The organism is Corynebacterium auriscanis (genome assembly GCF_030408435.1).
In the GTDB taxonomy this organism is placed as follows: Bacteria; Actinomycetota; Actinomycetes; order Mycobacteriales; family Mycobacteriaceae; genus Corynebacterium; species Corynebacterium auriscanis.
On record NZ_CP047046.1, the window covers coordinates 2,091,460 to 2,113,127 of the forward strand.

The window sequence follows — 21,668 nt, forward strand, 5'->3', positions numbered from 1 at the left end:
GGGCGCGGGTTAGACCTCCACGCCGCTGTTGACCCGCTCGATGAATTCCAGCATCGTATCGCCAATCAATGTGCGCGATGTGGGCTTGACGAACTGATGCCCCTCCCCCGGAACAACGAGGAATTCCGGGGTTTGACCCGTCGCGCGCAGAGCCTCGTACAACTGCTGGGATTCATCAATAGGCACGTTCGTATCGTTTTCACCGTGGATGAATAGCACAGGTGGAGTGATGTGTTCCGCCTTGTACAGCGGGGAAATCTCCATCAACAATTCCGCATCGTGCATGGGGTAGCCGTACTTCGGTGAAGCCGCGGAGGCCAACCACGGCTCGGTTGATTCGTAGTAGGTCTCAAAACTCGTCATGCCACAGGCATCGATAACACCGGCGAAGTGATCCGGGTAGCGGGACGCGGTAAGGACCGCCAAGTAACCGCCATAGCTTCGACCCCCAACGAAAACGCGGCCGGGGTGGGCCAGGTTGGCGTCGAGCAAAAAAGTAACTGTATCGGCAACGTCATCCATGGCAGCAAAGCGCCCGTAGCGATCGTCTGCGTGCGAAAAGGCGCGGCCGTGCCCCTTGCTGCCGCGGATGTTTGGGGTGAACACGGTGATGCCCGCGCTCACCAGCTGTGACAGGATGTCGTGGTTCACCGGGCGGGATTGGCCCTCCGGGCCGCCGTGCAGATGGACATATACCGGCCGCGCAGCATCCGGGGTGACCACCACATTGTCCTCGCCCTGGCTGGTTGCCGCGTTGTCTGCTTCCGGATTGCTCACCGCGGGGGCTGGATCCGGCATGTACAACCATCCCGACAGCTCCAACCCGTCACGGGCCACATAGTGGACCAATTCGGGTGTGGGTAACCGCCCGGCGCGGCTGCGCTCTTCCAAACGCGCTGAGCGGTCCGGGTCCAGTGGCTCCACGCGCCCGGCATCAACCTGCAGGATCTCCACCGTCGGAGGCAAGTTCGGCCCCTCCACTGTCAGTGCCAACAGGCCTCCGTCGTCCGTAATCGACAAACCAAAAGCCACCATGCCCGGCAACTCCACGGTGCGACGAACCTGCACGCGCTGAGCTTCCCCCAACATGAGCACTTCCAAGCTGGACACCCCATCGTTGTTCCACAACACCGCGGCAGTCGTCAGATCCTCGCTGATGACGAACTCATCCACATCGGATTCCGGGCCACTGATCAGGTCCTCTTGCTCCAGACAACGCGGCCGGCCGGTCTGCGGGTCCACCTCTACCACCAGGCGCAGGATCCGGCGGCGCTCCGCGTTGTGATCCGTGGCCACTAGCACCACAATCCGGTTCTCTCCCAGCGGCAGGATATGACCATCTTCGGTATTCGCACCCGGTTGCGGGCTTAACAGCGGCATCCATTGTCCCTCAGGAGTGACTAACAGCAGCTCGCGATTCCCTCGGGGACCAACGCGCATCAGGCAAAACCCGGCCTCGCTGGATACCAGCACGGCATCGCTGCGACGGTCCATCACCACATAGCGGGAATTCTCCGGGTCCACCAAACGCGCTTCGGACACCCCATCGGATGCCACTGCGTCCATTGCCAGGTACGTGCCATCCCACTCCACTAGGGTGGTTTTTGCATCGTGGGTATTGCGCAGTGCTTGGGCACCCGGCACCGCGGGATCGGTGGACACAGTGAAGGTCTCCAGTCGCTCCGAGCCCTTGGGTGAAACTTCACACGCAATCCACTTGCCATCGGGACTGTGCAGCACCCGTGTGACCGGCCCCTCCACCGGTAGCTGCACATGCCTTTCCTCCCCTAACTCCCCATTTTCCAAAGCCACTTGAACGGCATACGGGTAATCCCCATCGCGGACGATATACGCAATGGCATCTCCCGCCGGAGCGATCGAAGGTCTGGTGGTATGGCGCATAGCTTCGCAATGTTAGCAGGTCACAATATGCAGATCCGGTTCCGGTAGCCGTGCGAAATGCTCGTTTTCCTGCGCGGCCCACATCTGCCACCACGCCTCAGGATTGCCGTCGCGGTTGCGCACCCGAATCCTCCGAGTTTTTTCCGGCGCTTCCAACACCACGGTCAAGACCCGCTCCCCGCTGCGCTGCCGGGCTGCCTCGACCGTCTCGGGAGTCAGCGCGCCGGCGCCTTCCACAATGAGGTTCGCGTGGGGATCCACCGGTTGCCACGGGCCATAGGCACTGTTAAACCAATCCCACTTCTGGTAGCCGGCTTGGCTCTTCTGGTTGCTGAGGATGGTGGTGCTCACTGCCTTTGAGGCCGACGCCAACCCGGCCCACCCCGGGTACGCGTCATCGAGGTGCACCAGTTGAGCCTTCACCAGCCCTTTGAGCCTTTGTGCGATACACGTTTTCCCCGACCCACTACGACCGTCAATAAGTACGGTCAAGGGGGCTTTACCTCGTGGTAATTGCCGTACCGCACGCAGAATAATTGTGGTGACTTCCACAGGGTCAGTTGCGATCATCAGTCCAATATAAGAGGCCGGAAGGTCGATTCAGAAGGGCGCTAACACAGCCTTGACAACGTCGGTTGAGGTGAACGTGGTGCGGGAGCACAGCCCGGCAATTCCCGCAAGAAACCGCTACGACGCCAGTGATCTTGGTTGAACCGCTAAGGGCCCGGCAATCTTGGTTGAACCGCTAAGGGTCCGGCAACCTTGGTTGATATGGACAAGGCACGGACGGGCTACTCACGCATACATTAGCTTCCCGTCACACCCAGCAGGCGGAAATCGCCAGTCCACACGGCCATCCCCAGTGCCAGGACGCTGAGGGCAGCGCACACCAGCAGCACCCCAATGTCCCACGCCCCGAATGTCGCCTTCCTTCCCCACGTTCGAGGCAGGGGATTGCGGTTGGCGTCGGTAGCCCCAAAACCGCGCGCCTCCATCGCTGTGGCCAGCTTGCCACCTCGACGAAGTGCCAACACCAAAAGGGCAAACATCTGCTTGGGAAGCCGTGAGATCCGCGAACCATCACCCAAGCCGCGGGCGCGCCGGGCCCGTTCGAGGGCAGCCCAGTCCTGTTGGAACAAGGTGGCCATGCGCACACCCGCTACGGAACCAATGACGAAACGCGCGGGTAGTTTCCACAATTGGGCCAACCCATCGCCCAGACGCGTGGGGTCCAAGTTACGGGTGAGAATGACCGCAGGCAGACCAACAGCAAGAACGCGCACGGTCACGGCAACCGCCAGCGCGACGGAATTCTGGGTGATAGTGATCAGGCCGGCATCCACGTACACTTCTCCCCCGGCGCGCCCGTACAGCAACATACTGAGGCCAGTCAGGGGCGCCAGGAGGAGCAGTGGCCACCCTCTGCTGATCAATTCCACAGGGCCGGTGCCACACAGGGGCGCCAGCAGGATAATCCCGATCAAGGCGACGGTGGCGGACGTGAGATCGATGCTGAGAAGCAGCGGGGTGGTCAAGACAGCCAGGGCGAGCAGCCGCGTAGTGGGGTCTATGCGCTCCAGAATCATGCGGTTAACCTCCACTCGTGAGTGCCCATGAGCCGGCGGAAATCACGATCGTGCGTGATCGACAGCAGGGAGTATTCCTGTTCCACCAGCTGCTGGAATAACCGCACGAGCGTGTGGAACGTCGCGCGGTCTTGGCCGAAGGTGGGCTCATCTAAAATAAGCAGCCGCGGTCGCGTCGCGAGCATTGCCGCCACCGATAGGCGGCGCTTTTCGCCACCGGACAGGGTGTATGGATTGGCTTTGGCCAGCCGGGACAGGCGCAGTTGCGCCAACAGGTCGTCCGCACGCTGCTCGGCCTCCGCGGAATCCATCCCGACGGTGGCTGGCCCCAGCAGGAGTTCTTCGCGCACGGTGCGGGCGGCGAATTGATGCTCTGGGGATTGGAAAACGAACCCGATACGGCGCACTAGATCTCGGGACTTCCACGCGTGGGGATGGGGGCTGTGGCGGCTCGGGCGGCGGAAGCTTGGTGCGCCCCCGTGCCCCGTGTCACCGCCAGCCGTCATGCCACTAGCTCCCGGCCCACTACTTTCCATTAACCCCCGCGCATTCACCTGCCCGGCCACGGGCCGCAGCAGCCCGGCAACGGTCAGCGCCAGAGTGGATTTACCCGCACCATTATCCCCGGTCAGCACGGTTGACCCCGCCGGAAGTTGCAGATTCAACCCCTGCTGCACTGGGTGGTTGGCGTTCCACCCGATTTTAAGGTCGTGAGTGGTCACCAAATTCTTGTGGGTCGACGCCCCGCTGTCTAACGCTTCCAACTCAATTGGCACACCCGGCACCCACATCCCCGAGGTTGCGAGTTGTTCCCCATGCTGGCGCAGGATCTGGTCAATCGGGCCATCCGCGATGACATGGCTGGTGGGGTTTTCCCCGTCGGTTACACCCAACACGATGGCGCGGTCCATGTGTTCCACCCACGTACCCACGCGGTGTTCGACCACCACCAAGGTAGCGCCGGTGGTTTCCGCCGCGGCGATCACCGCGTCGCGGACTTCCACAGTGGCCTGGGGGTCCAGGTTGGCCGTAGGTTCATCCAGCACGATCACGCCCGGCTGCATTGCCAGCACACCGGCTAGCGCAAGGCGCTGTTTTTGCCCACCCGAAAGCCGCTCGGTGGGCCGGGCCAAAACGGCTTCGATATCCGTATCAATACTGTCCAACCCCACGGTGCGCACAGCCTGTCGGGCACGGCGCCACATCTCAGCAGGGTCCACTCCAAGGTTTTCGCAGCCAAAAATGATGTCATCGCCCACGCGGGCGGCAATGACCTGCGAATCCGGATCCTGCAGAACCATTCCCACGCGCCCACGGCAGTACTGTGGCACTTCCCCATCGATGGTCACGCGGCCGTGGGCTTCGCCTTCTTCCACATCCCCCAACACACCCGCGATGCCTGCGAGAAGGGTGGATTTCCCCGCGCCGGATGTGCCCAGCAGCATGACTTTCTCACCCGGGGCGATGCGGGCGTTGATGCCAGCGATGGCGGGATCGCGCCTCCCCGCGTGGCGCCAACCAAAATTATCCAGAACGATTTCTGCGCCCATAGCGATGGGTCTAAATCTCCTCGCGACGCTCGCGACCAGCGGCAAAGCGGTCGAGCGCCCCCGTGGCGGCGAGACCTCGGACGAGGAAATAACCCAGAACCCCGGCCAGTACAGCACCGGAGATCACCATGCAGACGAGGTAAATGACCAGGTAGGAAGGGCTCATCGCCAGGTTTCCGGAGGTAAACAGCTCCAGGATCCACTCCAGCACCTCGGCGCCAATGCCGGCGAGGACGGCCACAGGCAAGGTGAACTTGCGGTATCCGAAGGCGAGGAAGGCCAGCTCGGCACCCAAGCCTTGGGTAAGGCCAGAATACACCGTTTCAATGCCCCACTGGTTGCCTAACAGTGCACTAACGATGGCCGCGACCAGCTCGACGAAGAGCGCCGCACCCGGTTTACGGATAATAAGGCCGCCCACCACACCGGCGGCCACCCAGATCCCGGTGGCCAAACCTCCTAGGCCGGGTGTGGCGGCGTCGAAGGCACTGTAGGCGGCACCGCCCACACCATTCCAAATCCAAAATATAAGGCCGAATGCCACACCGAGGATCGCGGCCACGACAATATCCACCACGCGCCAACTGCGGTTGGGGCGGGTAGTGCGCGGGCCGGAGTTAGGGGTGGATGGGGTCGCTGCGGTCATGGTGTTCCTTTTGCCTTGTAAGCCTTGATCAGTAAGGCTTGATCAATCAGCACCTGTCAGGTCGTCTGGTGCTCCGGTTGTGGTATCGGACGAATCTTAACATTCCGGTTCCGCAGTTTCCGCGCCCGACGGCCCATGACCAGCACATCCACCAGCAAAAACGCGGCCAGCGTGATGCCGAACAGCGGCAGGAACACTCCCACGGTAGCGACCACCAGCACGCCCAGCGCCGTGGTTTGCCAACTGAAATTCTTCGGTGATCCAGGCACAAAACTGGTGCGGCGCTTCCACCACATCCGGTAGCCCATGACCACCATCAAAGCTAGTCCCAACCCCACTACGAACAGCAGTAATTGCAGTGGCAACCCGAACATAATTCCCATGTGTAGGTAGATACCCCAACTGGACAGCTTGCTGAACGTCGGCAGATCGGCGGAATCTTGGCGATCGATGATTCGCCCGTCCGAGCCGTCGACGGAGACTTGATCGCTAGTCGTGCGCCACTCCACCCAGCGTTCGCTGGCCTTCCAGCCGGAGTGTTCGTCCTCTGGTGGGTATAGGCGCAATGGGCCGGTCAAACCTGCATCTCGCGCTGCGCGATAGACGGTATCCGCTTGCGTTGCGGGGACGTCGGTCGTAGTGCCCGAAGTGTTGGCTACGGGGTTGCCGGCAGTTGGGTTATCGGCTGCAGAGTCGCTGGCCGCGCCGTCGGCCGCTGTGTCGCTGCCGTCGTGGCCTTCATGGTTGCCGTGGCCTCCATGATTGCCGTGGCCTCCATGATTGCCGTGGTTGCCGTGGCCCTCGTGTCCTTCGTGCCCGCCACCTGCCGCGGCCGCGTCACCCTCCCCGGCATGAAGTGAAGTCTCAATAGGGGTGGCCTTCCAATGCATGGATTCCACTAGCTTGTTGACGTTCTCGCCCGCCAGGCCGGACCACGTAATCCCAGTCGCAGACAAAACCAAGAGCGCCACTAGCAGCCACGTTCCCGTCACGGCATGTACCTTCATCGCCGTCTTCCGGGCGGCAGCGCGCGCCTTGGTGCCGGACACAGCCACTGCGTTGCCGCCAGTTTCCGGTAGCTCGCTGCTCTCTGCGGGATTGTTTTCTTTCCCGACGCCCCTCGCGCCTCCTAACAGCATCGCCTTAAGGGTGGAGAAACGTCCTTGGCCACGGCGGATGCGGGCTGCCTTCGCGCGGATAAACCACAGGTAGAGCCCACCCAGCACCAGTACCCAGAGCCAAGACGCAGCCAGTTCAGAGTACAACTCACCTGGCTTACCTAGGTGGAAATCCTGGTGCAGTGCCGAGATCCAGTGGCGCAGCGGTAGCTCTCCTAGGCCAGAGTAGCTAGGTTGGGCGTCAATCACACTGGCATCGGCCGGGTTGATGAAGACTGCGAGGTCCTCGGTCTCGTCAATTGTGGGATCCGCAAGCAGGACACGGGTGGAATCGGTGGGCGTGTTAGCCGGCCATACTTGCAACACGTCTAGTCCCGGATGGGCCTTTTCCGCGGCAGCGACCTGCTGTTCCAGAGGAACGGGGTTGGTAACTTCCGCTACGGTGGTGGAATCACGATAGACGATGTTCTCTAGGGTGGGGGCCAGCGCGTAAAGACATCCGGTAAGGGCGGCCACCAGGATGAATGGCCCTACGAACATGCCTCCGTAGAAATGTATCCGCAGGAGGAATGCACGGATGGAAGTGCGAGTCATTGAAAATACCTTCGACTAGTTCTGGGACGGCTAACCGGGGAGGGGCTACCTAACGACAGGTTCACCATGGGGCTGCCTACCGACAGGCTCACCCGTTTAATGCCGGTGCGGGGCTAACCGTGTGAAAGGGCGAAGGTTTTTCGGGCGCCTGAAAAACTTCGTTCAGTAGTCGGAACTGCGTTGAAAATGGTTCCCAGAGATCGGGGGCGAACCTACAGGCGGGGCTAGCCACCAGCGCGTGAACTGGCTAATTACCAGCGATCGACCTACCCCCGGGCGGTCGAGAAACGCACGGTGTCCGAGATTAGAGAGTGTGCCGTTGGAAGAATTCTTCGATTTCGCTTGCGGCATACAGGGAGGCGGATGTCCTGTTCCGCTTGTCTTGGTCCTTTTTCGTTCCCTTCGCCTCCGCCGCCCCAGCCAGGCCCGTCAGCTCGCCCGGCCACGTATGGCCGGCATCCCTAATGGCCAAGTGAATAACTTCGCCCTTGTGGGGGCATCCTGGCCACTCAATACGCAATACCTCTTTGGACACGTCGGTAGTTTTGGGGGCGGCGAAGCATTGGGCGCGGGCGGCGTACAAACTGGTCAATCGAACAGCACCCAAGTAGGGAGTGTCATGCAGTATCCCACCCTTGTACTCAATGAGCGCATCCTTTCGGCCATGGATCTCCAAAAACGGCACAGTGGGGCCATCGGCGAATTTCACGGTGCGAGGTTTGTCTGGATTCGATCCCTTGGCAGCGCAGCCTTCCCAAGTGCCTGGGTAATACGCCCCGGCAACAGAAGCGACGGCAGAAAAATCCCGGGGCATTTCGCAGGCCAGCTTGGCGACAAATCCGCCGCCGTTGGACATCCCGGTTGCGTAAACACGATGCTTATCCACCCGGTAGGTGGAAGAGACTTCGTCCAGAATCCGCTGTGTGAATCGTAAATCTTGGCCATCTTTAGTTACCGCGTAGGGCGCGCCTTCCCATGCGCGTCCCATCCCCGCCGGGTAGGCAACGATGGCTTTTTGATTGCTCAATCCGGCATATTTATCCATGTACTCGGCGCTTTCCCGGTAACCGTGGAATCCCATAATCAATGGAATGGGCTGCCCTTTGCTATTGAGCCAGGATGCTTCTTTAGGCACATTGAGAATGTATTTTCGCACCATGCCATCGCTTTTAATGGTGATTTCTTTACCCTGCCCCGGTTTCGGGGGCTTTGAAATTGGGCTGAACTTGGCTACGCGGCGCAGTTCAGGTTTGGGTTGAGATTCGGCTTCGGATTCTTTATCCGGAGTGACGGCAATCGCAGATGTATTCGCGGGCTCAGTATTATTCACCTCATGTTGCGCCGAATCCTGTTCACCGTTGGGCGATGGCGACCAGCCAGTTTTGCTTTGAATCAACCCACCCAGCGCAGCTGCGAAAGCCACCAAGGTAAGCACGACCACCACCGCGGTGATCCGGCGCCGGCGATAATACTTAGGGTCTAGGCTGAACTGCACACGGCCGATACTAACGAAAGTCCCGTGATTTCTGGTGCACCGCCCCAAAGGTTTTGGCTGCGCGTAATTCGGGTTCCATGGGTTCAATATGATCCGCCGTCACACTGGCTGCGCCCGCCGCATTATGCACAATTCCCCTGATGACAACCAACGTTGTACTGAGGGCCTCTTTACGCTGGCGATTCCATAACCCCTGGGTAACCATAACATTGGCCAGCCCGGTTTCATCCTCTAAACCGAAAAACACCACTCCCCCGGCGGTCGCGGGGCGCTGGCGGTGAGTGACCACACCGGCCACGCGAATGCGGGTGCCGTCGGGAACCTCCAATAGCCGGTGAGCCGGAATAACGGGAGCGCCACCGCGAACCTGGCCGGCGCGCACCCCGGTACGGATGGGTAGCTCGTGCCACCGTTCGAGGATCTCACGCAGTAAAGCCACCGGATGCCCATCCGGTGTGATGCCCGTGGCCGCGAGGTCCGCCGCCGTCAATTCGAATGCACTCATGCCGGGCAGCGCTGGCACCTGCATCAAGGAGCTTCCGGGCAACATACCAGGGCGCTCCGTAGCGGCAACTCCCGCGGCCCACACCGCTTGCCTGCGGTCCAGGCCCAGGCTTTCCAAAGCACCCGCGCGGGCGAGTTGTTCCACCTGTCGCACAGTTAGCCCAGCCTCCCGCGAAAGGTCACTGATCGTGACGAACGGCCCCTTGTGTTCGCGCACCTGAACAATTCGGCGGGCCACATCCTCCCCGATTCCGCTGACGGAGGCGAGCCCCAACCGGATTGCGCCCACGGGTTCGGCCGTCCCGCGGCCGAGCCCGTGAATTCCCTGCGGACGATTGGGGTCGGGGGCGGCGGGGGGCGTCGACCCAAAAAACGTAGGTGAGGCCGCAATAAAATCTGCCTCCGCACCAGGGCACGGGCCCTCATCGGGCGCAACACCAGCACTAGCTCCCAGACCAGCACCAGCTTCCAGGCCAGTGCCCGGACCAACAACCGTGTCCGCCTCCACCCCGGATGCATTGATATCCACCGGCAGAATCTTCACCCCGTGGCGGCGCGCATCGGCGATCAGGGACGCGGGCGAGTAGAACCCCATCGGTTGCGCGCGCAGCAAAGCCACGCAGAACTCCGCCGGATAGTGATACTTGAACCACGCGGAGTAGTAGACCAGCGACGCGAACGACTGCGCGTGCGATTCCGGGAAGCCATAGGACGCGAAAGCCACGATCTTGTCCCACAGACGATCGGCCACCTCCCCGGTGATCCCGTTAGTCCGCTGCAGGCCATCGTAAAACCGCTGGCGCAGCGCCGCCATGCGTTGTGGCGAACGCTTCGAGCCCATCGCGCGGCGCAGCGAATCGGCCTCCGCGGCACTAAACCCGGCGGCATCCACCACGACTTGCATGAGTTGTTCCTGAAACAGCGGCACCCCCAGCGTGCGGGTCAGCGCGGGTTCCAGGCTGGGGTGATCGAAGGTCACCGGCTCCAACCCATTGCGACGGCGGATGAACGGGTGCACACTGCCACCTTGAATTGGGCCTGGCCGGATCAGCGCAACCTGCACCACCAGGTCGTAGAACGTGCGGGGCTTCAACCGTGGCAAGGTGTTCAGCTGCGCGCGGGATTCCACCTGGAACACACCCACGGCATCGGCTTTGGCCAGCATGGCGTACACCTCGGTTTCCACGGGATCCAGCCGCCACAGTTCCACGCGCCGCCCGCGGTGCCGTTCCACCTGGTCGACAGCGTGGTGCAGCGCTTCCAGCATTCCCAGCCCCAGCAGGTCGAACTTCACCAACCCCACGGCCGCGCAGTCGTCTTTGTCCCACTGCACCACGGAGCGGTTTTCCATGCGTGCCCATTCGGTTGGCACCACATCGGCGATCGGGCGATCGCAGATGACCATGCCACCGGAGTGAATCCCCAGGTGGCGCGGGTGATCCCGCAGTTGGTCCGCCACATCTTGCAGCAGTTCCGGGGCAGGTTCGATCCCGCGGCTCCACGCGTCCACCTGGCCTGGCGCGTATCCCAGCGCGCGGGCGGCATCGCGCAAGGCTCCTTTGCGCCGGTAGGTGATGACGTTGGCGACCTGTGCCGCGTTGTCTCGCCCGTAGCGGCGGTAGACGTATTGGATCGCTTCTTCGCGCCGGCCCGATTCAATGTCCAGGTCGATATCCGGTGGCCCGTCGCGTTCTGGGGACAGGAAACGTTCAAACAGCAGTCCCGCCGCCACCGCGTCCACGGTCGTGATTCCCAGCGCGAAACACACCGCGGAGTTCGCCGCCGAGCCCCTTCCCTGGCAGAAGATGTCATTGGTGTGGCAGAAGTTCACGATGTCGTAGACGATCAGGAAGTACCCCGGGAAGCCCAGCTGCTCGATGATTTGCAGTTCCCGGTCGATGGTTTCCCATGCCTTGGCGTTCGCGGCGGTGTTCGTCCTCCCAGCTGTGTCGCTGGTTTCTTGGTTGGCTTGCTTGTTTGTTTCCGCGCCGCACTCTTTCTTTTTGGGTCGACGCCCATAGCGCTCCCCACCTCCCTTTTCCACCAGGGCTTTCAACCAGCTCATTTCGGTGTGCCCCGGGGGGACTGGGTAGTTCGGGAGGTTCGGCGCAATCAGGTTCAGCGTGAACGCGCATTGTTCTGCCAGCGCGACGGCACTGTCGATGGCTTCACGGAGCCAGTCGCAGTCTCCCGCGAGTTGCAGCATTTCGGTTCGCGAGCGTAGCCACGATCCCCCGGTGGGGTGTGTAGTGGGCTCGGCGGAATGCAGGTCCAGTCGGTCGTGCAGGGCCGCTTTGACTCCCGCGAGGCGCGCGGAAGCTGGGCTGGCGCATGTGGCCACGGCACTGGCGAATTCGTGAACGCCCGGGTGGCGCTGGGCGCATCGGTGAAGTGTGCCGTTCCAGTCGCTATCGGCTGGGTCCATGGTGAGCTGGTACTGGATCGCGCAGTTTTCAGCACCGAACAGGTGAACTAATTCGTCTGCGCGTTCCGCCCAGTAGCGGTCGATAATGACGACCCAGTTTCCTTGGGCGCGCTGGGCAACGGCTTCCAGTGGCGGGTAGTTCACCGTGTCCTTATCGCGGTCTGCCATCTTGGCTTCCGTGATGAGTTGTGACAGGCGCCGGTAGCCTTCTTGTCCACGGCACAGGATTGCCAACGGGTGGCCTTTACCTTCCGCGAGGGAAAGCTCCGCGCCGAACACGGTGTGGATGTGCGAGCCTGCGTGAACTTGCATGCCCGCCGGAACCTGCGAGCCTGCGTGAACCTGTGGACCCGCCAGAACCTGCGAGCCTGCGTGAACCTGTGGACCACATTCGGCGGGACTCTCCGCGTTTAACGAGTGGCCGTTCACCTGAGCGCAACGCTCCCCTGCGTTATACCCCGCAGCGCTGGTAAACCCTGTGTTGGCCAGCGGATCGCCGGCCAACCCAGCATTATGTTCCGCTACCGCCGTGGCGAAGCGCGCAGCCCCGTACATGCCATCCCGGTCCAAGCACGCGAGGTACGTAATGCCCAGCTCCGCGGCCTTAGCGACCATCGCTTCGGGCTGGTCAGCGCCATGGAGGAAGTTGTAGGCGTGACAACTGCGCAACTCGGCAAACGGTTGTGGCGCCGCCTTTTGGCCCGTGTTGAGATCTTCCCCACCGCCGCCTTTGCCAGCGCCGTCCGCACTTCCAGTTTCCCCACCACCGCGCCCGCTTCCAGTTTCTCCAGCATCGCACCCAACACCCCCGCTTGTACTTTGACGAGCCCCCTCACCCGCAGTCTCGTCGGTATGCTCTTCCGATCGCTGAGCCTTATCCCACCAATGAACCCGAGCACCGTCGCCCACCCCGTCTGCGACACCGAGTGCATGGAGCGGTCCGGTATCCACACCGGAAAGAATGCGTTCCAGGCGAGACCAGCTCAATGCTGCGGGATTCCCGAAGCCACGCGCCTGCCCCTCCTGCTGGGGTCGGCGCGCAGACGGACGGTTCCCACTCTCCTTGCTCACGGTTCACAACCCTACCCCCTTTAGAACACGTGATCTATTCAGTATCTGCAGCCTCTTCGCCTACCAATGCTGTCGCCTATTACGCAGAATGCGAGTGAGATCGCGAGCTCGCCGAGCGTCGAACGCAGCGGCCTCAATCAACACGCTCGCCAAATCAGCCGTGGCATTAAGGGCTTGATGAGCCACCTTATTCGCTAGTTTTTCCGCCACGCCAAAGTGCTCACACAACGCAATAAACCGCTTTCGACTGAGCCCAACTTCATTTCCACCGACCTCGAGCGCAAGTGTGCGATCACCATAGGGAACAGTACTGGGAATGTCATAGACAGGAGCTAACTCGTATCCGAACCCCTTATTTATGACTGAAACATTTTTGGCATGCATGTCCCCATTACCACTTAACCACGCAAAAGCCAGCTGGAGCATAAGATCACGGGCCGCCAGCCTAGGAGCCGCAACTACTGCCAACACTTGTTCGCAGACTTCTTCGAAGCTGACGTTGTATTTATCGGCTGGGTAAATACCGAGCAATTGACCCGCATCTTCCACCGGGTATTTATGCGGAAAGCATCCATCGAACCGCCGAACAACTAAGCCGGGCAATCCGTTTTTGTCGTGGACGATATCGGCATGGACGACACGTTTTTTCGCCATGGGCATTGCACGATAAGCCCGCAGGCAGGAGTATTCGTTTTCCACTAGTCCTGGATACTCCGGTGGGGATAGTTTCACGATAGCTTCACCGCCAACCGGCATTGCGATCGTGCGCGCTGAAGCCTTATCTTGAACTCCCGCTAAAGCATGCGGATCACCCACGCCAGCAGCAGCAAGGACCGGGGAAAAATCCACTCCGTCACTACTTAAATCAACACTGCCGGGAATGATTGCCGGCTCCCTCCCCTCTGGTAGCACTGAAACGTTTCCCACAGTGTTTTCCCCGACAGACAACAACAGTCCCAGATCATCATCGGCGGAAGTTTTCACCGACCGTTTTAGGGCACTTAGCCTCCGCCCCTCTGGCAACAACCCGGCAAAAAATGCCGGCAGCTGTCCAGGTGGCAACATGATGGGCGGCGCACCTTTCGGAAGGGTGGTCGCTATAGCTGGAAGGTCCGAAAGCTTATATTCCGTCAGGTACTGGAACGTCGTTCCTGTTCTATCCCTCGTAATGGTTGCGGCAAGAGTATCCCCCGCCCATACATTGGCAATCATCGCAGCGCCTTAGGAACATGCACTTGCACCGCGAACTCAAGCCCAATCGCGCCTAAAACTTGCACAGCTTTATCCAGCTGGATCGTCTGTTTACCCGCCTCAATAGCCCGAACCGTCCGTTCGGCGACCTGTGCAAGGTCCGCAAGCTCCTCTTGAGTCAGGTTCAGCTCACGCCGGCGATTCCGCACAGCACTTGCCAGATCCAGCACTCCACTCACCTACCTACCTATTAACCGAACGAAACTTCACACTAACTACCACGCACCACTACCGGCAGGAATTTGCCGGTTTTTCTAGTTAACCTTACGCAATACCAACCCGAACCCTAAATCCGGCACGATCATGCCCATTAACCAGACAAATGAGCCTCACCCCCCACCAAGGTGGCCCAATCCGACAAGCCAAGGCCCCGAAGATCGACGGCAACCTCAGCCCCCCCCCCACCAAGGTGGCCCAATCGGCACGAACGCGCCTATTGGGTTCTTTGCCGAACTCTCGACGCGTTTCCCCACCGTTGGGTCATGCCCGTAACGCACAATATCCCCAGCAATGCACTTTCCACCATCCCACGTGAAACCCCAATCTTGCGCAAATCCCGAAATGATCGCACGTCGGGGTGTTGTCTCAAAGACTTGAGAACGTAGATGTAGCCAGTTTCCTAATCAGCATCACCAATTTCAGGTATCCACAACAGTGGCACACACTAGTGTTTGACCACCGGTTTCGTACATGCGATTTGCGAGGGGATCTCGGTACATGGCCGATTCAGTGCCGTTTTCGAAAATCACGCTCCGGTGTCACCGTCCAGGCCGCGCCCGAGTTCATCACCCCATCGACCAGATATTCCAGCCGGTCGTAGATGTTCTCGCGCGCAACCTCGGCAGGAACCAGCCCGGCAGCAACTTCAAAAATATCCGCCCAGGTAAACGTCGAACGCTCCGCAATCACGGCATTAACCACCTGCGCCACCGTTGGCATCTCGGCATCATCCAGGCCGATAATCTCCGCACAACCGTTTTTCGCCTGACCCCGCTGGACACCCAAAGAGGAAGAGATTTCTGCGCGCAGTTGCGCCTGATACAACATGCCCGCCGCGCGTGCTTCGTGATACAAACTCACGCCATCAATCGTGCGGAACTTCCCATCCAAACTGCGCTGCTTGTTGTTGACCAACACATGCGCATGCACATGCGGATCACCCACCACACGAGGTGCGGTGCTCATACCGCACACCAGACAGACCAAACAACCCCTCCGCAATCATCCGCTTCGGATTGGTCGGATCAGGACGACGCGTATACACCCCGCATGCAACTCCAAATACCGCAACGCCGTAGCAACAGTCTTCTCGTGTGCGGCATCCACCGCCGTACGCACCCGCTCATCATCAGAAAGCCCCCACAACACCGACACACTTTTCGGCGTACACAACGTCATATCGTAGCCCGGCACACCACGGTCTCCAGGCGCCCGACCCAACGTCACACCACTGGGAGCCTGCGCGTGATAAAACCACCGCGTGACGTCCTTTCCCTCCACAGCCTGACCATTTTTCACACCATAGGTACGCTCCAACAACGGCTCAGCCTCAGGCACAACACTCACCACCCACGCGCGTGCAGGCTGGCGTCCATCCTCGGAATAATAAGCCTCAACGCCACGCGTTTCATCGACTGTCGACTCGTAGTAGGCGACAGATTCAGAGTGCAGTTTCGACAAGGTCAACACGACGTCTCCGCACACCTCCTACAACCGCACTATGAGCACATCGGCCAATCTCGCATGTTTACTGCAAATGTACCAGTGTTTTTTACTGCTTGCAGCAGTTGCGCTGCTTGTGTCAGTGCTGGCTGGGGCGATCGGTGTTTTGTGCGTGAGTGGTGGGGCGTTTTTCGTGCAGCAGTCATAGAGAACTGGGGCGTTGTTGTGCCACTTGCGCTAACGAAAAACGGTGTACAGGACGTAGCTTGGCGCCGGTCTCCACGCCCAAGGCGCGAACACGTTTAGTCGAATCAAGACAAGTGTGCGTCAGCGTCTGGAGCCTTACTCTAGCTCCTTCATGTGGAAGGCCTTAGCGACCAACTCCAAACGGCTGCTGGCATCAAAGGAATCGACGGCTACCTAGCAGCCTTTCCCAACGCACTACGCGGACTAGAAGGCAGGCGCCTGCGCAACGTTGTTGAAGCCGTGCACAGTGGCGTCTTGGAGGGCTGGCGTCCCACTGAGGAGAATGTCGCAGCCATTGCCCAGTCGCGTGAGCGTGGTCCGATGACCCCCGAGCGTGCCCAGGCGATCTGCGACCGGGTACGTGCACGACGCAACGACCAGAAACGCAATCGAGACAACACCCCCACCGCATGAGGAGCAACAGTGACGAAACAACTCACTGATACTCAGGCGTAAGAAGATGGCCCAGGCCGCCGCGCGCATCAGCAAGCGCACCCGCAAAGCCCTGCCTGACGAGATATATGCCATCGCTGGCGAACCCATCCCCGCTACGCGCAGAACATGGCGCACCACGCGCAGCACTTTGCGCGGACATCACGCCACTGGTTAGCTCTTAAGCGATGCCACACGTCGATTGTCGACGAGTGTGCCTGGCTCGGGGCGTGAGGAAAGTCCGAGGAGTTCACATCTCTTTCACGGCACGTCGCATCGCGCCCCCTCGCCCGGCCGCTCACCTATTCCATATATAACATATATAAGAAGAACAGATATAGCGCTGAATAGACTGTCAGTAGACAGCCATACAGAATAATTTCAGGAATCTTCCTGCATCTTTACAAGATTTCCCAACTGTTACTTAATTTTCCTTCCCGAAAGGAACTGTCTCACGCTAGGGTCATTTCTAACCATTCACCACAGCGGAAGATGACCCACCATGGCCAGACTATCTCGCATTATCTCCACCCTCCTGTTCACCCTCACTCTCGGCATCGACTTCACCCCGGTTGTGCAGGCTCAGCCCACCCAACCCCCGGCAACCACCAGCACACCAGCCGACAACAACGCCGATTACGTCGCACCCGGGCGCGAAGATCTCGAACCAGCAGAACCAGGCTTCGACGACAACAACATCGATAACCAAGCGGGCAAAAACTGGCACCCCACCATCAACCCCAAAAGCAAAGTCACCCCAGGACAGATGCGTTCCGATAAAGAAGAAATCCCTGGTGGCTTCACCAAAGAACAGGCCAACCGCGCCGAGGTCCAAGAAGCTAAAGAACAGGCCACACAGGCACGCTCTGGGATCCAGACTTTTGCCGTCATCGATACCTGCCGGACATACTGGCCCAGCCCGTTCAAAGTCTGCGGAAAGATCCGCGAAAAGTACGATTCTCTCGGTGGACCGCAAAGCTTCCTAACCTGGCCGAAATCTGACGAGCTGAAGGTTCCCGATGGAGTAGGACGACGTAACGAGTTCGTCAACGGGTTCATCTACTGGCACCCTAATACCGGCGCTCATCCGATCACCACGCACTTCTCTGTCGCCTGGGCACGTACCGGATGGGAACGTGGACCACTGGGCTACCCCACCACTGACGAATTCGGTCTGTCTGACGGTATCGGGCGCAAGCAATCCTTCGAACACGGTCACATCTACGGTTCACTGGCAGGCCTGGCCACAATCCATGGGGCGATCTACGACAAGTGGGTACAAACCGGAGCGGAGAAAGGCCCGCTTGGTTACCCCACAGGTGATGAAACAAAAACCCCTGACGGCATCGGACGGTTCCATAACTTCACCCGCGGGAAGATCTACTGGCACCCACAATATGGAGCACATAGCGTTGTGGGAGCACAGCAGTTGATCTGGGAAGCGAGCGGACGTGAGCAAGGTATCTATGGATACCCTACTTCCGAACAATTTTTGGACAGTAAAGGAAATGTTGTTCAAAACTTCTCAAAAAGTCGACTGGATCTAAGTGTGTACCTAGGAAACACCGCCACTACACGAGTGGGAGAGAAGCTACTTAACGATAAACTAGTTGCTCTTTATCCTGAGTTGGCCAGTGGGGGGAATGTGGAGATAGGCGCACGAAATGTCCTTGTCGCCAATGCAGAAACTAGAGATTCTCGTGTAGTGGGCGGAAAAGAGGTAGTGACAATCATTCCAGTCCCTAGCTACTATGTATATGACTGGCATAGAGGAAATCTAAACGACTACTGCACATCTAGCCCTGATGAATACTCTGGAGGAGTAAAGAATGCAGATTTCAGAGGACCTTGCGCTATTCATGATATGTGCTACCAGGCTGTTTCTCGAGGAGAAAGGACCCAATCATTTTGTGATGAAAGGTTCCACTCGCAGCTATTGCTAACCTGCGAAGGTGTATACTCACAATACAGTGGAGGTAGGTATCGGTGCGGAAATGTAGCCCAGGTTTACTATCAAGTCGTAAAGAATGCTCCTCATGATTTTTAAGGAATAATTAATTTGATAAAGCGCATTCTTTTCTTGCCGATCATTGAACTTATTCTTATTTCTCTGTCCTTGTTTGGCTTATCAAGATGGATCATAAAGACTTTTTATGACCCATCTTACGGTACGGAGAGCCAGTTTTTTGATTCCTTCAATCAATCTCTTGTAATAATCTCGGCAATTTCTGCCCTTTTGGGCATTTTTCTTGCGGTAATTGTCCCAAATAAAATCGCTACAGGGTGGGCGATCATTGCCGCTGGAGCGGTGGCTGTCGTACTTGTTAAAAGCATGGCAGACAATAGCCCTAACATTGGCGGAGGTCTCATATTTTTAGTCGGCGAAGTCCTCCTGTTGGCAGGGTTCTCCATGGTCGTTAGGTTCTATTTGATTTCTCTATTAAGATAATCCATACTGTTTGACTACTGCTATAATAGGTCAGATTATCCAAGTCCGCTATCGATATGATCGACCTGACCAGGGTCTCCTTAAGCCAAATCCGTAGTTCGCGTTGGCTTGCCAAAGCAGCTATACAGCGTTGTTCGCCCTATCTTCAAAACGTCGTGCGACTTCCGCTTTCGGTACACCAGCATCCACCCATGCATGCGCCTGATCAACCTGCTCCGCAGTAAGCGCGCGAGCACGACCTTTGTACACCCCTCGCTCGAGCAATCCCCTCGGCTTGACGCTCCCTAATGATTGAGCGTTCAAATTCCGCCACCGAACCCAGCAGCCCGAGCATCAGCTTGGCGATCGGGGTGGAGTCCTTCGAGTAGATCTGACCCTCTTTAAGAAACCGCACCGACACCCCGCGTGCAGTGAGGTCGTCAACGATGGAATACAGATTAGACAAAGAGCGGGCGAGACGATCCATCGACGTGACAATCAGCTGATCCCCTTGGCGGACATACCGTAGGGCTTCTTCCAATCCTGGACGCTGCCGCGTCGCACCAGTCATCCGATCTTCAAAAAGAGAAAAGACACCCTCTTTGCGCAACAATTCAGTCTGCCGCTCCAGGTTTTGATCCTTGGAACTCACACGGGCGTAGCCAACCTTTTCTCCAGACACAACCTCGGGCTGTTCGGAAATATCTAGAGGCAGCGACACATCTGTTCGTTTATCCATAAACCCACCCTAGCGAACAGGCGTTTTTGTAGTTCACAATATGTTCGTTTGGGGTATGGTCTATAGAACACTTGCGGAAAACAATGATCCACACTAAATTGAAAATAATCTAAACTTCGACAGCCAAAAGGATACTATTGATAATGAAAAGTCTATGGAAACCCACAGCTATCGTTTCACTAGTCACTGCCATGCTAAGCGCAGGGTATGCTGACGCGGCTGCCGTACCGGAACCTTCACTTCCTGAGCATGCTTCACCTCGGGTTCGTGAATCAGGCCAAATTTCTACTCAAAATAACTATACTCCTTATGCTTTTCCGGCGGTGATCCGGATAGCAACCTCGCGGCCTGCCTGCCTCGCACTAAGGAAAATATATGAAGCTGCCCGACCTGACCTTCCGAAACTTAAATGTAAGAAGTCGGGGCCAGTGTGGCATCTGGTGCGAGCTTAAATCTAAAGAAGGTAATTTCCCATGCGCCACCTGCCAGATGTTAACTGTATATACTCAGTAAAAAAATGTGAACCTAAAGAAGTGCAATCCATACTCAACGAAATTAATGTTTCCCCAGATCAGACACTGAGTGAGGTATTGCAAAATCTGGAAAAGCTAATCCTCACGAATAAAAAGAAAAAGATAGACAAAAATGCATTAGACTGTTTCGAAATCGCTATTGGTGAAACAATATTAAGCTATAAAGGCGCGAAATGGAAGAAGCTGAGCATAAGGTCATCCGGACTGGATGGATATGGCATTCTTCTAGGTGACGATACAGTAATTGTGCCAAAGATTATGCTCGAAGATCTAATGCAGGTTCAAAAAATCGGAACACTAGAGCTTTACCTAATTGGGGTTAATTGAAGATATTATGGTCTGACTGGACAGTGAACATCATCCTAATGTCTTTACTCTTCAGTTCCAGTCCAATGGCCAGGCAGCAACACTTCGGTCAAGACGCACCCGCCAAAGTCACCGCCCTGACCGAACCAAACGAAAACCAAGCCAACCAAAAAACCGGACGACCAGCCCTCTACGACAACGCTATCCCAACCGACTACCAACACAACATCGGCATACAAAAACGCACCATCAGATAAACACAAAAGGCCCGGCCGACGACACGCCGACCGGACACACTTTCTGTCCTTTAACCCCTACCTATTCAGACGGAACAAAACCTGGGGCACTTCGCGTGTTACCATCCGCTTAAACTTCACCTATAAAAAGCCTCACATACAACTGATCCGGATCTCACAACCCGACAAGTGCCATGAAGATGGCTCTACGATTCAGAGCGTGGATTGCTTCAGTGCTTTCTTATACAAATGGATCTTTTTGCATGCCCACTCGTAATGCGAGCTCGTCGCAGAGACTGCATAGGAACCTAAAGACGTGGTGCCGGTGAACGCAAAATGCTTCTTAGTGAACAGTTCCTCATCACTGAAGGGCTGGATTCGGGCCAAAATCTGCTCGTGGGACTTCTTCAAGAGCTCGAGAGCCTGCCCATAGGTCGTAGGATGGTGCTTATCACGAAACCCCTCGTTCATAGGAGCGTAGTTACTCCACGTGTATGGGGAAGGTAAGAACGGACGATCCTTGCCAGCTAAGTTGTCGTTGATCCAAGTCAACCAGAGTTGTTGCCACTCATACAAGTGAACGAGGACGTCTTTACAGTTCTTGTCACGCCGCCAGTGAGCCTCCGGCTCGCGATCAGTCAGCACTGACGGGAAGCTAGCTTCACGCGCAGCAGGCGGGAGTGATTCGACAAGCGCAACAAGTTTATCGAATTGCATGGTGGACGCAGCAAGCAGCTCATCTTTACTACGGGGTCTAGCCATAAAACAACCCTAAAGGAAATTGACGCTAATTACCCGCGATGAAATTAACAATAGCACTAATACTATTGTCTAATTTGCACCGAGCCTCTTCACTTTCCAATGCTGCCACTCGTTGCGCAGTAAACTATTGAAAGCATGTATTCCGTCAAGTTCTGAAACGCCGTTCCTATTCTATCCCTCGC

The 21,668-nt window shown here is 57.8% G+C and carries 17 protein-coding genes and 2 pseudogenes; 6 read left to right on the forward strand and 13 right to left on the reverse strand.

Annotated features, from left to right (window positions below; all coding sequences use genetic code 11):
• Positions 1–9: 9 nt before the first annotated feature.
• From CAURIC_RS08890 to mobF, 11 genes and pseudogenes are all read right to left on the reverse strand, one after another.
• Positions 10–1,902, reverse strand: a complete 1,893-nt coding sequence (locus CAURIC_RS08890) for an alpha/beta hydrolase family protein (protein ID WP_035113741.1) — start codon at positions 1,900–1,902, stop codon at positions 10–12.
• A gap of 12 nt (positions 1,903–1,914) precedes the next feature.
• The gene (locus tag CAURIC_RS08895) at positions 1,915–2,472 is read right to left on the reverse strand and encodes a nucleoside/nucleotide kinase family protein (RefSeq protein WP_084588137.1); all 558 of its coding nucleotides are present in this window, start codon (positions 2,470–2,472) and stop codon (positions 1,915–1,917) included.
• A 236-nt stretch (positions 2,473–2,708) separates the two neighbouring features.
• On the reverse strand, positions 2,709–3,488 hold the full coding sequence (locus tag CAURIC_RS08900) for an energy-coupling factor transporter transmembrane component T family protein (protein WP_035113735.1): 780 nt from the start codon (positions 3,486–3,488) through the stop codon (positions 2,709–2,711).
• Positions 3,485–5,038, reverse strand: coding sequence for an ABC transporter ATP-binding protein (locus tag CAURIC_RS08905; RefSeq protein ID WP_290182539.1), 1,554 nt, complete (start codon positions 5,036–5,038; stop codon positions 3,485–3,487). The genes CAURIC_RS08900 and CAURIC_RS08905 overlap by 4 nt, the downstream gene beginning before the upstream one ends.
• A 10-nt stretch (positions 5,039–5,048) precedes the next feature.
• Entirely contained in the window at positions 5,049–5,684 is a 636-nt protein-coding gene (locus CAURIC_RS08910) for an ECF transporter S component (RefSeq protein ID WP_290182541.1), read from the reverse strand.
• Between the two features lie 56 nt (positions 5,685–5,740).
• Positions 5,741–7,396 carry a PepSY-associated TM helix domain-containing protein gene (locus CAURIC_RS08915; protein ID WP_035113732.1) on the reverse strand — a complete coding sequence of 552 codons (1,656 nt, stop codon included), beginning with the start codon at positions 7,394–7,396 and terminating at the stop codon, positions 5,741–5,743.
• Positions 7,397–7,700: 304 nt separating this feature from the next.
• Complete coding sequence (locus tag CAURIC_RS08920; RefSeq protein ID WP_052094954.1) at positions 7,701–8,891, reverse strand: CE1 family esterase; 1,191 nt, start codon at positions 8,889–8,891, stop codon at positions 7,701–7,703.
• 10 nt (positions 8,892–8,901) lie between these two features.
• Complete coding sequence (locus CAURIC_RS08925; RefSeq protein WP_290183432.1) at positions 8,902–12,132, reverse strand: error-prone DNA polymerase; 3,231 nt, start codon at positions 12,130–12,132, stop codon at positions 8,902–8,904.
• A gap of 819 nt (positions 12,133–12,951) precedes the next feature.
• The gene (locus CAURIC_RS08930; RefSeq protein ID WP_035113729.1) at positions 12,952–14,103 is read right to left on the reverse strand and encodes a type II toxin-antitoxin system HipA family toxin; all 1,152 of its coding nucleotides are present in this window, start codon (positions 14,101–14,103) and stop codon (positions 12,952–12,954) included.
• Positions 14,100–14,312, reverse strand: a complete 213-nt coding sequence (locus CAURIC_RS08935; RefSeq protein WP_070433719.1) for a helix-turn-helix domain-containing protein — start codon at positions 14,310–14,312, stop codon at positions 14,100–14,102. Before CAURIC_RS08935 ends, CAURIC_RS08930 begins: the two co-directional genes overlap by 4 nt.
• Before the next feature lie 556 nt (positions 14,313–14,868).
• Positions 14,869–15,846 (reverse strand): annotated as a pseudogene (gene mobF / locus CAURIC_RS08940) (MobF family relaxase).
• A 318-nt stretch (positions 15,847–16,164) separates the two neighbouring features.
• On the opposite strand from mobF, the gene CAURIC_RS08945 reads away from it, so the two are divergent.
• From CAURIC_RS08945 to CAURIC_RS08960, 4 genes are all read left to right on the forward strand, one after another.
• Positions 16,165–16,464: a hypothetical protein gene (locus CAURIC_RS08945; RefSeq protein ID WP_035113720.1), complete on the forward strand. Its 300-nt coding sequence runs from the start codon at positions 16,165–16,167 to the stop codon at positions 16,462–16,464.
• A 46-nt stretch (positions 16,465–16,510) separates the two neighbouring features.
• Complete coding sequence (locus CAURIC_RS08950) at positions 16,511–16,660, forward strand: hypothetical protein (protein ID WP_168155973.1); 150 nt, start codon at positions 16,511–16,513, stop codon at positions 16,658–16,660.
• Positions 16,661–16,984: 324 nt separating this feature from the next.
• A complete protein-coding gene (locus CAURIC_RS08955) occupies positions 16,985–18,529 on the forward strand; it encodes a hypothetical protein (RefSeq protein ID WP_084588134.1) in 1,545 nt (514 codons plus the stop codon).
• A 12-nt stretch (positions 18,530–18,541) separates the two neighbouring features.
• Positions 18,542–18,931 (forward strand): hypothetical protein, encoded by a 390-nt coding sequence (locus CAURIC_RS08960; protein ID WP_035113715.1) that lies wholly within the window; start codon positions 18,542–18,544, stop codon positions 18,929–18,931.
• Positions 18,932–19,136: 205 nt separating this feature from the next.
• On the opposite strand, the gene CAURIC_RS08965 is transcribed toward CAURIC_RS08960, so the two are convergent.
• Complete coding sequence (locus tag CAURIC_RS08965; protein ID WP_328286714.1) at positions 19,137–19,649, reverse strand: recombinase family protein; 513 nt, start codon at positions 19,647–19,649, stop codon at positions 19,137–19,139.
• 473 nt (positions 19,650–20,122) lie between these two features.
• On the opposite strand from CAURIC_RS08965, the gene CAURIC_RS08970 reads away from it, so the two are divergent.
• A complete protein-coding gene (locus tag CAURIC_RS08970) occupies positions 20,123–20,509 on the forward strand; it encodes a hypothetical protein (RefSeq protein WP_035113713.1) in 387 nt (128 codons plus the stop codon).
• Between the two features lie 86 nt (positions 20,510–20,595).
• Positions 20,596–20,745: pseudogene (locus tag CAURIC_RS08975) on the forward strand (IS256 family transposase); the annotation flags it as partial.
• Between the two features lie 192 nt (positions 20,746–20,937).
• Here CAURIC_RS08975 and CAURIC_RS08980 read toward each other — a convergent pair.
• Positions 20,938–21,486, reverse strand: coding sequence for a ClbS/DfsB family four-helix bundle protein (locus CAURIC_RS08980; protein ID WP_035113711.1), 549 nt, complete (start codon positions 21,484–21,486; stop codon positions 20,938–20,940).
• Between the last annotated feature and the right edge of the window lie 182 nt (positions 21,487–21,668).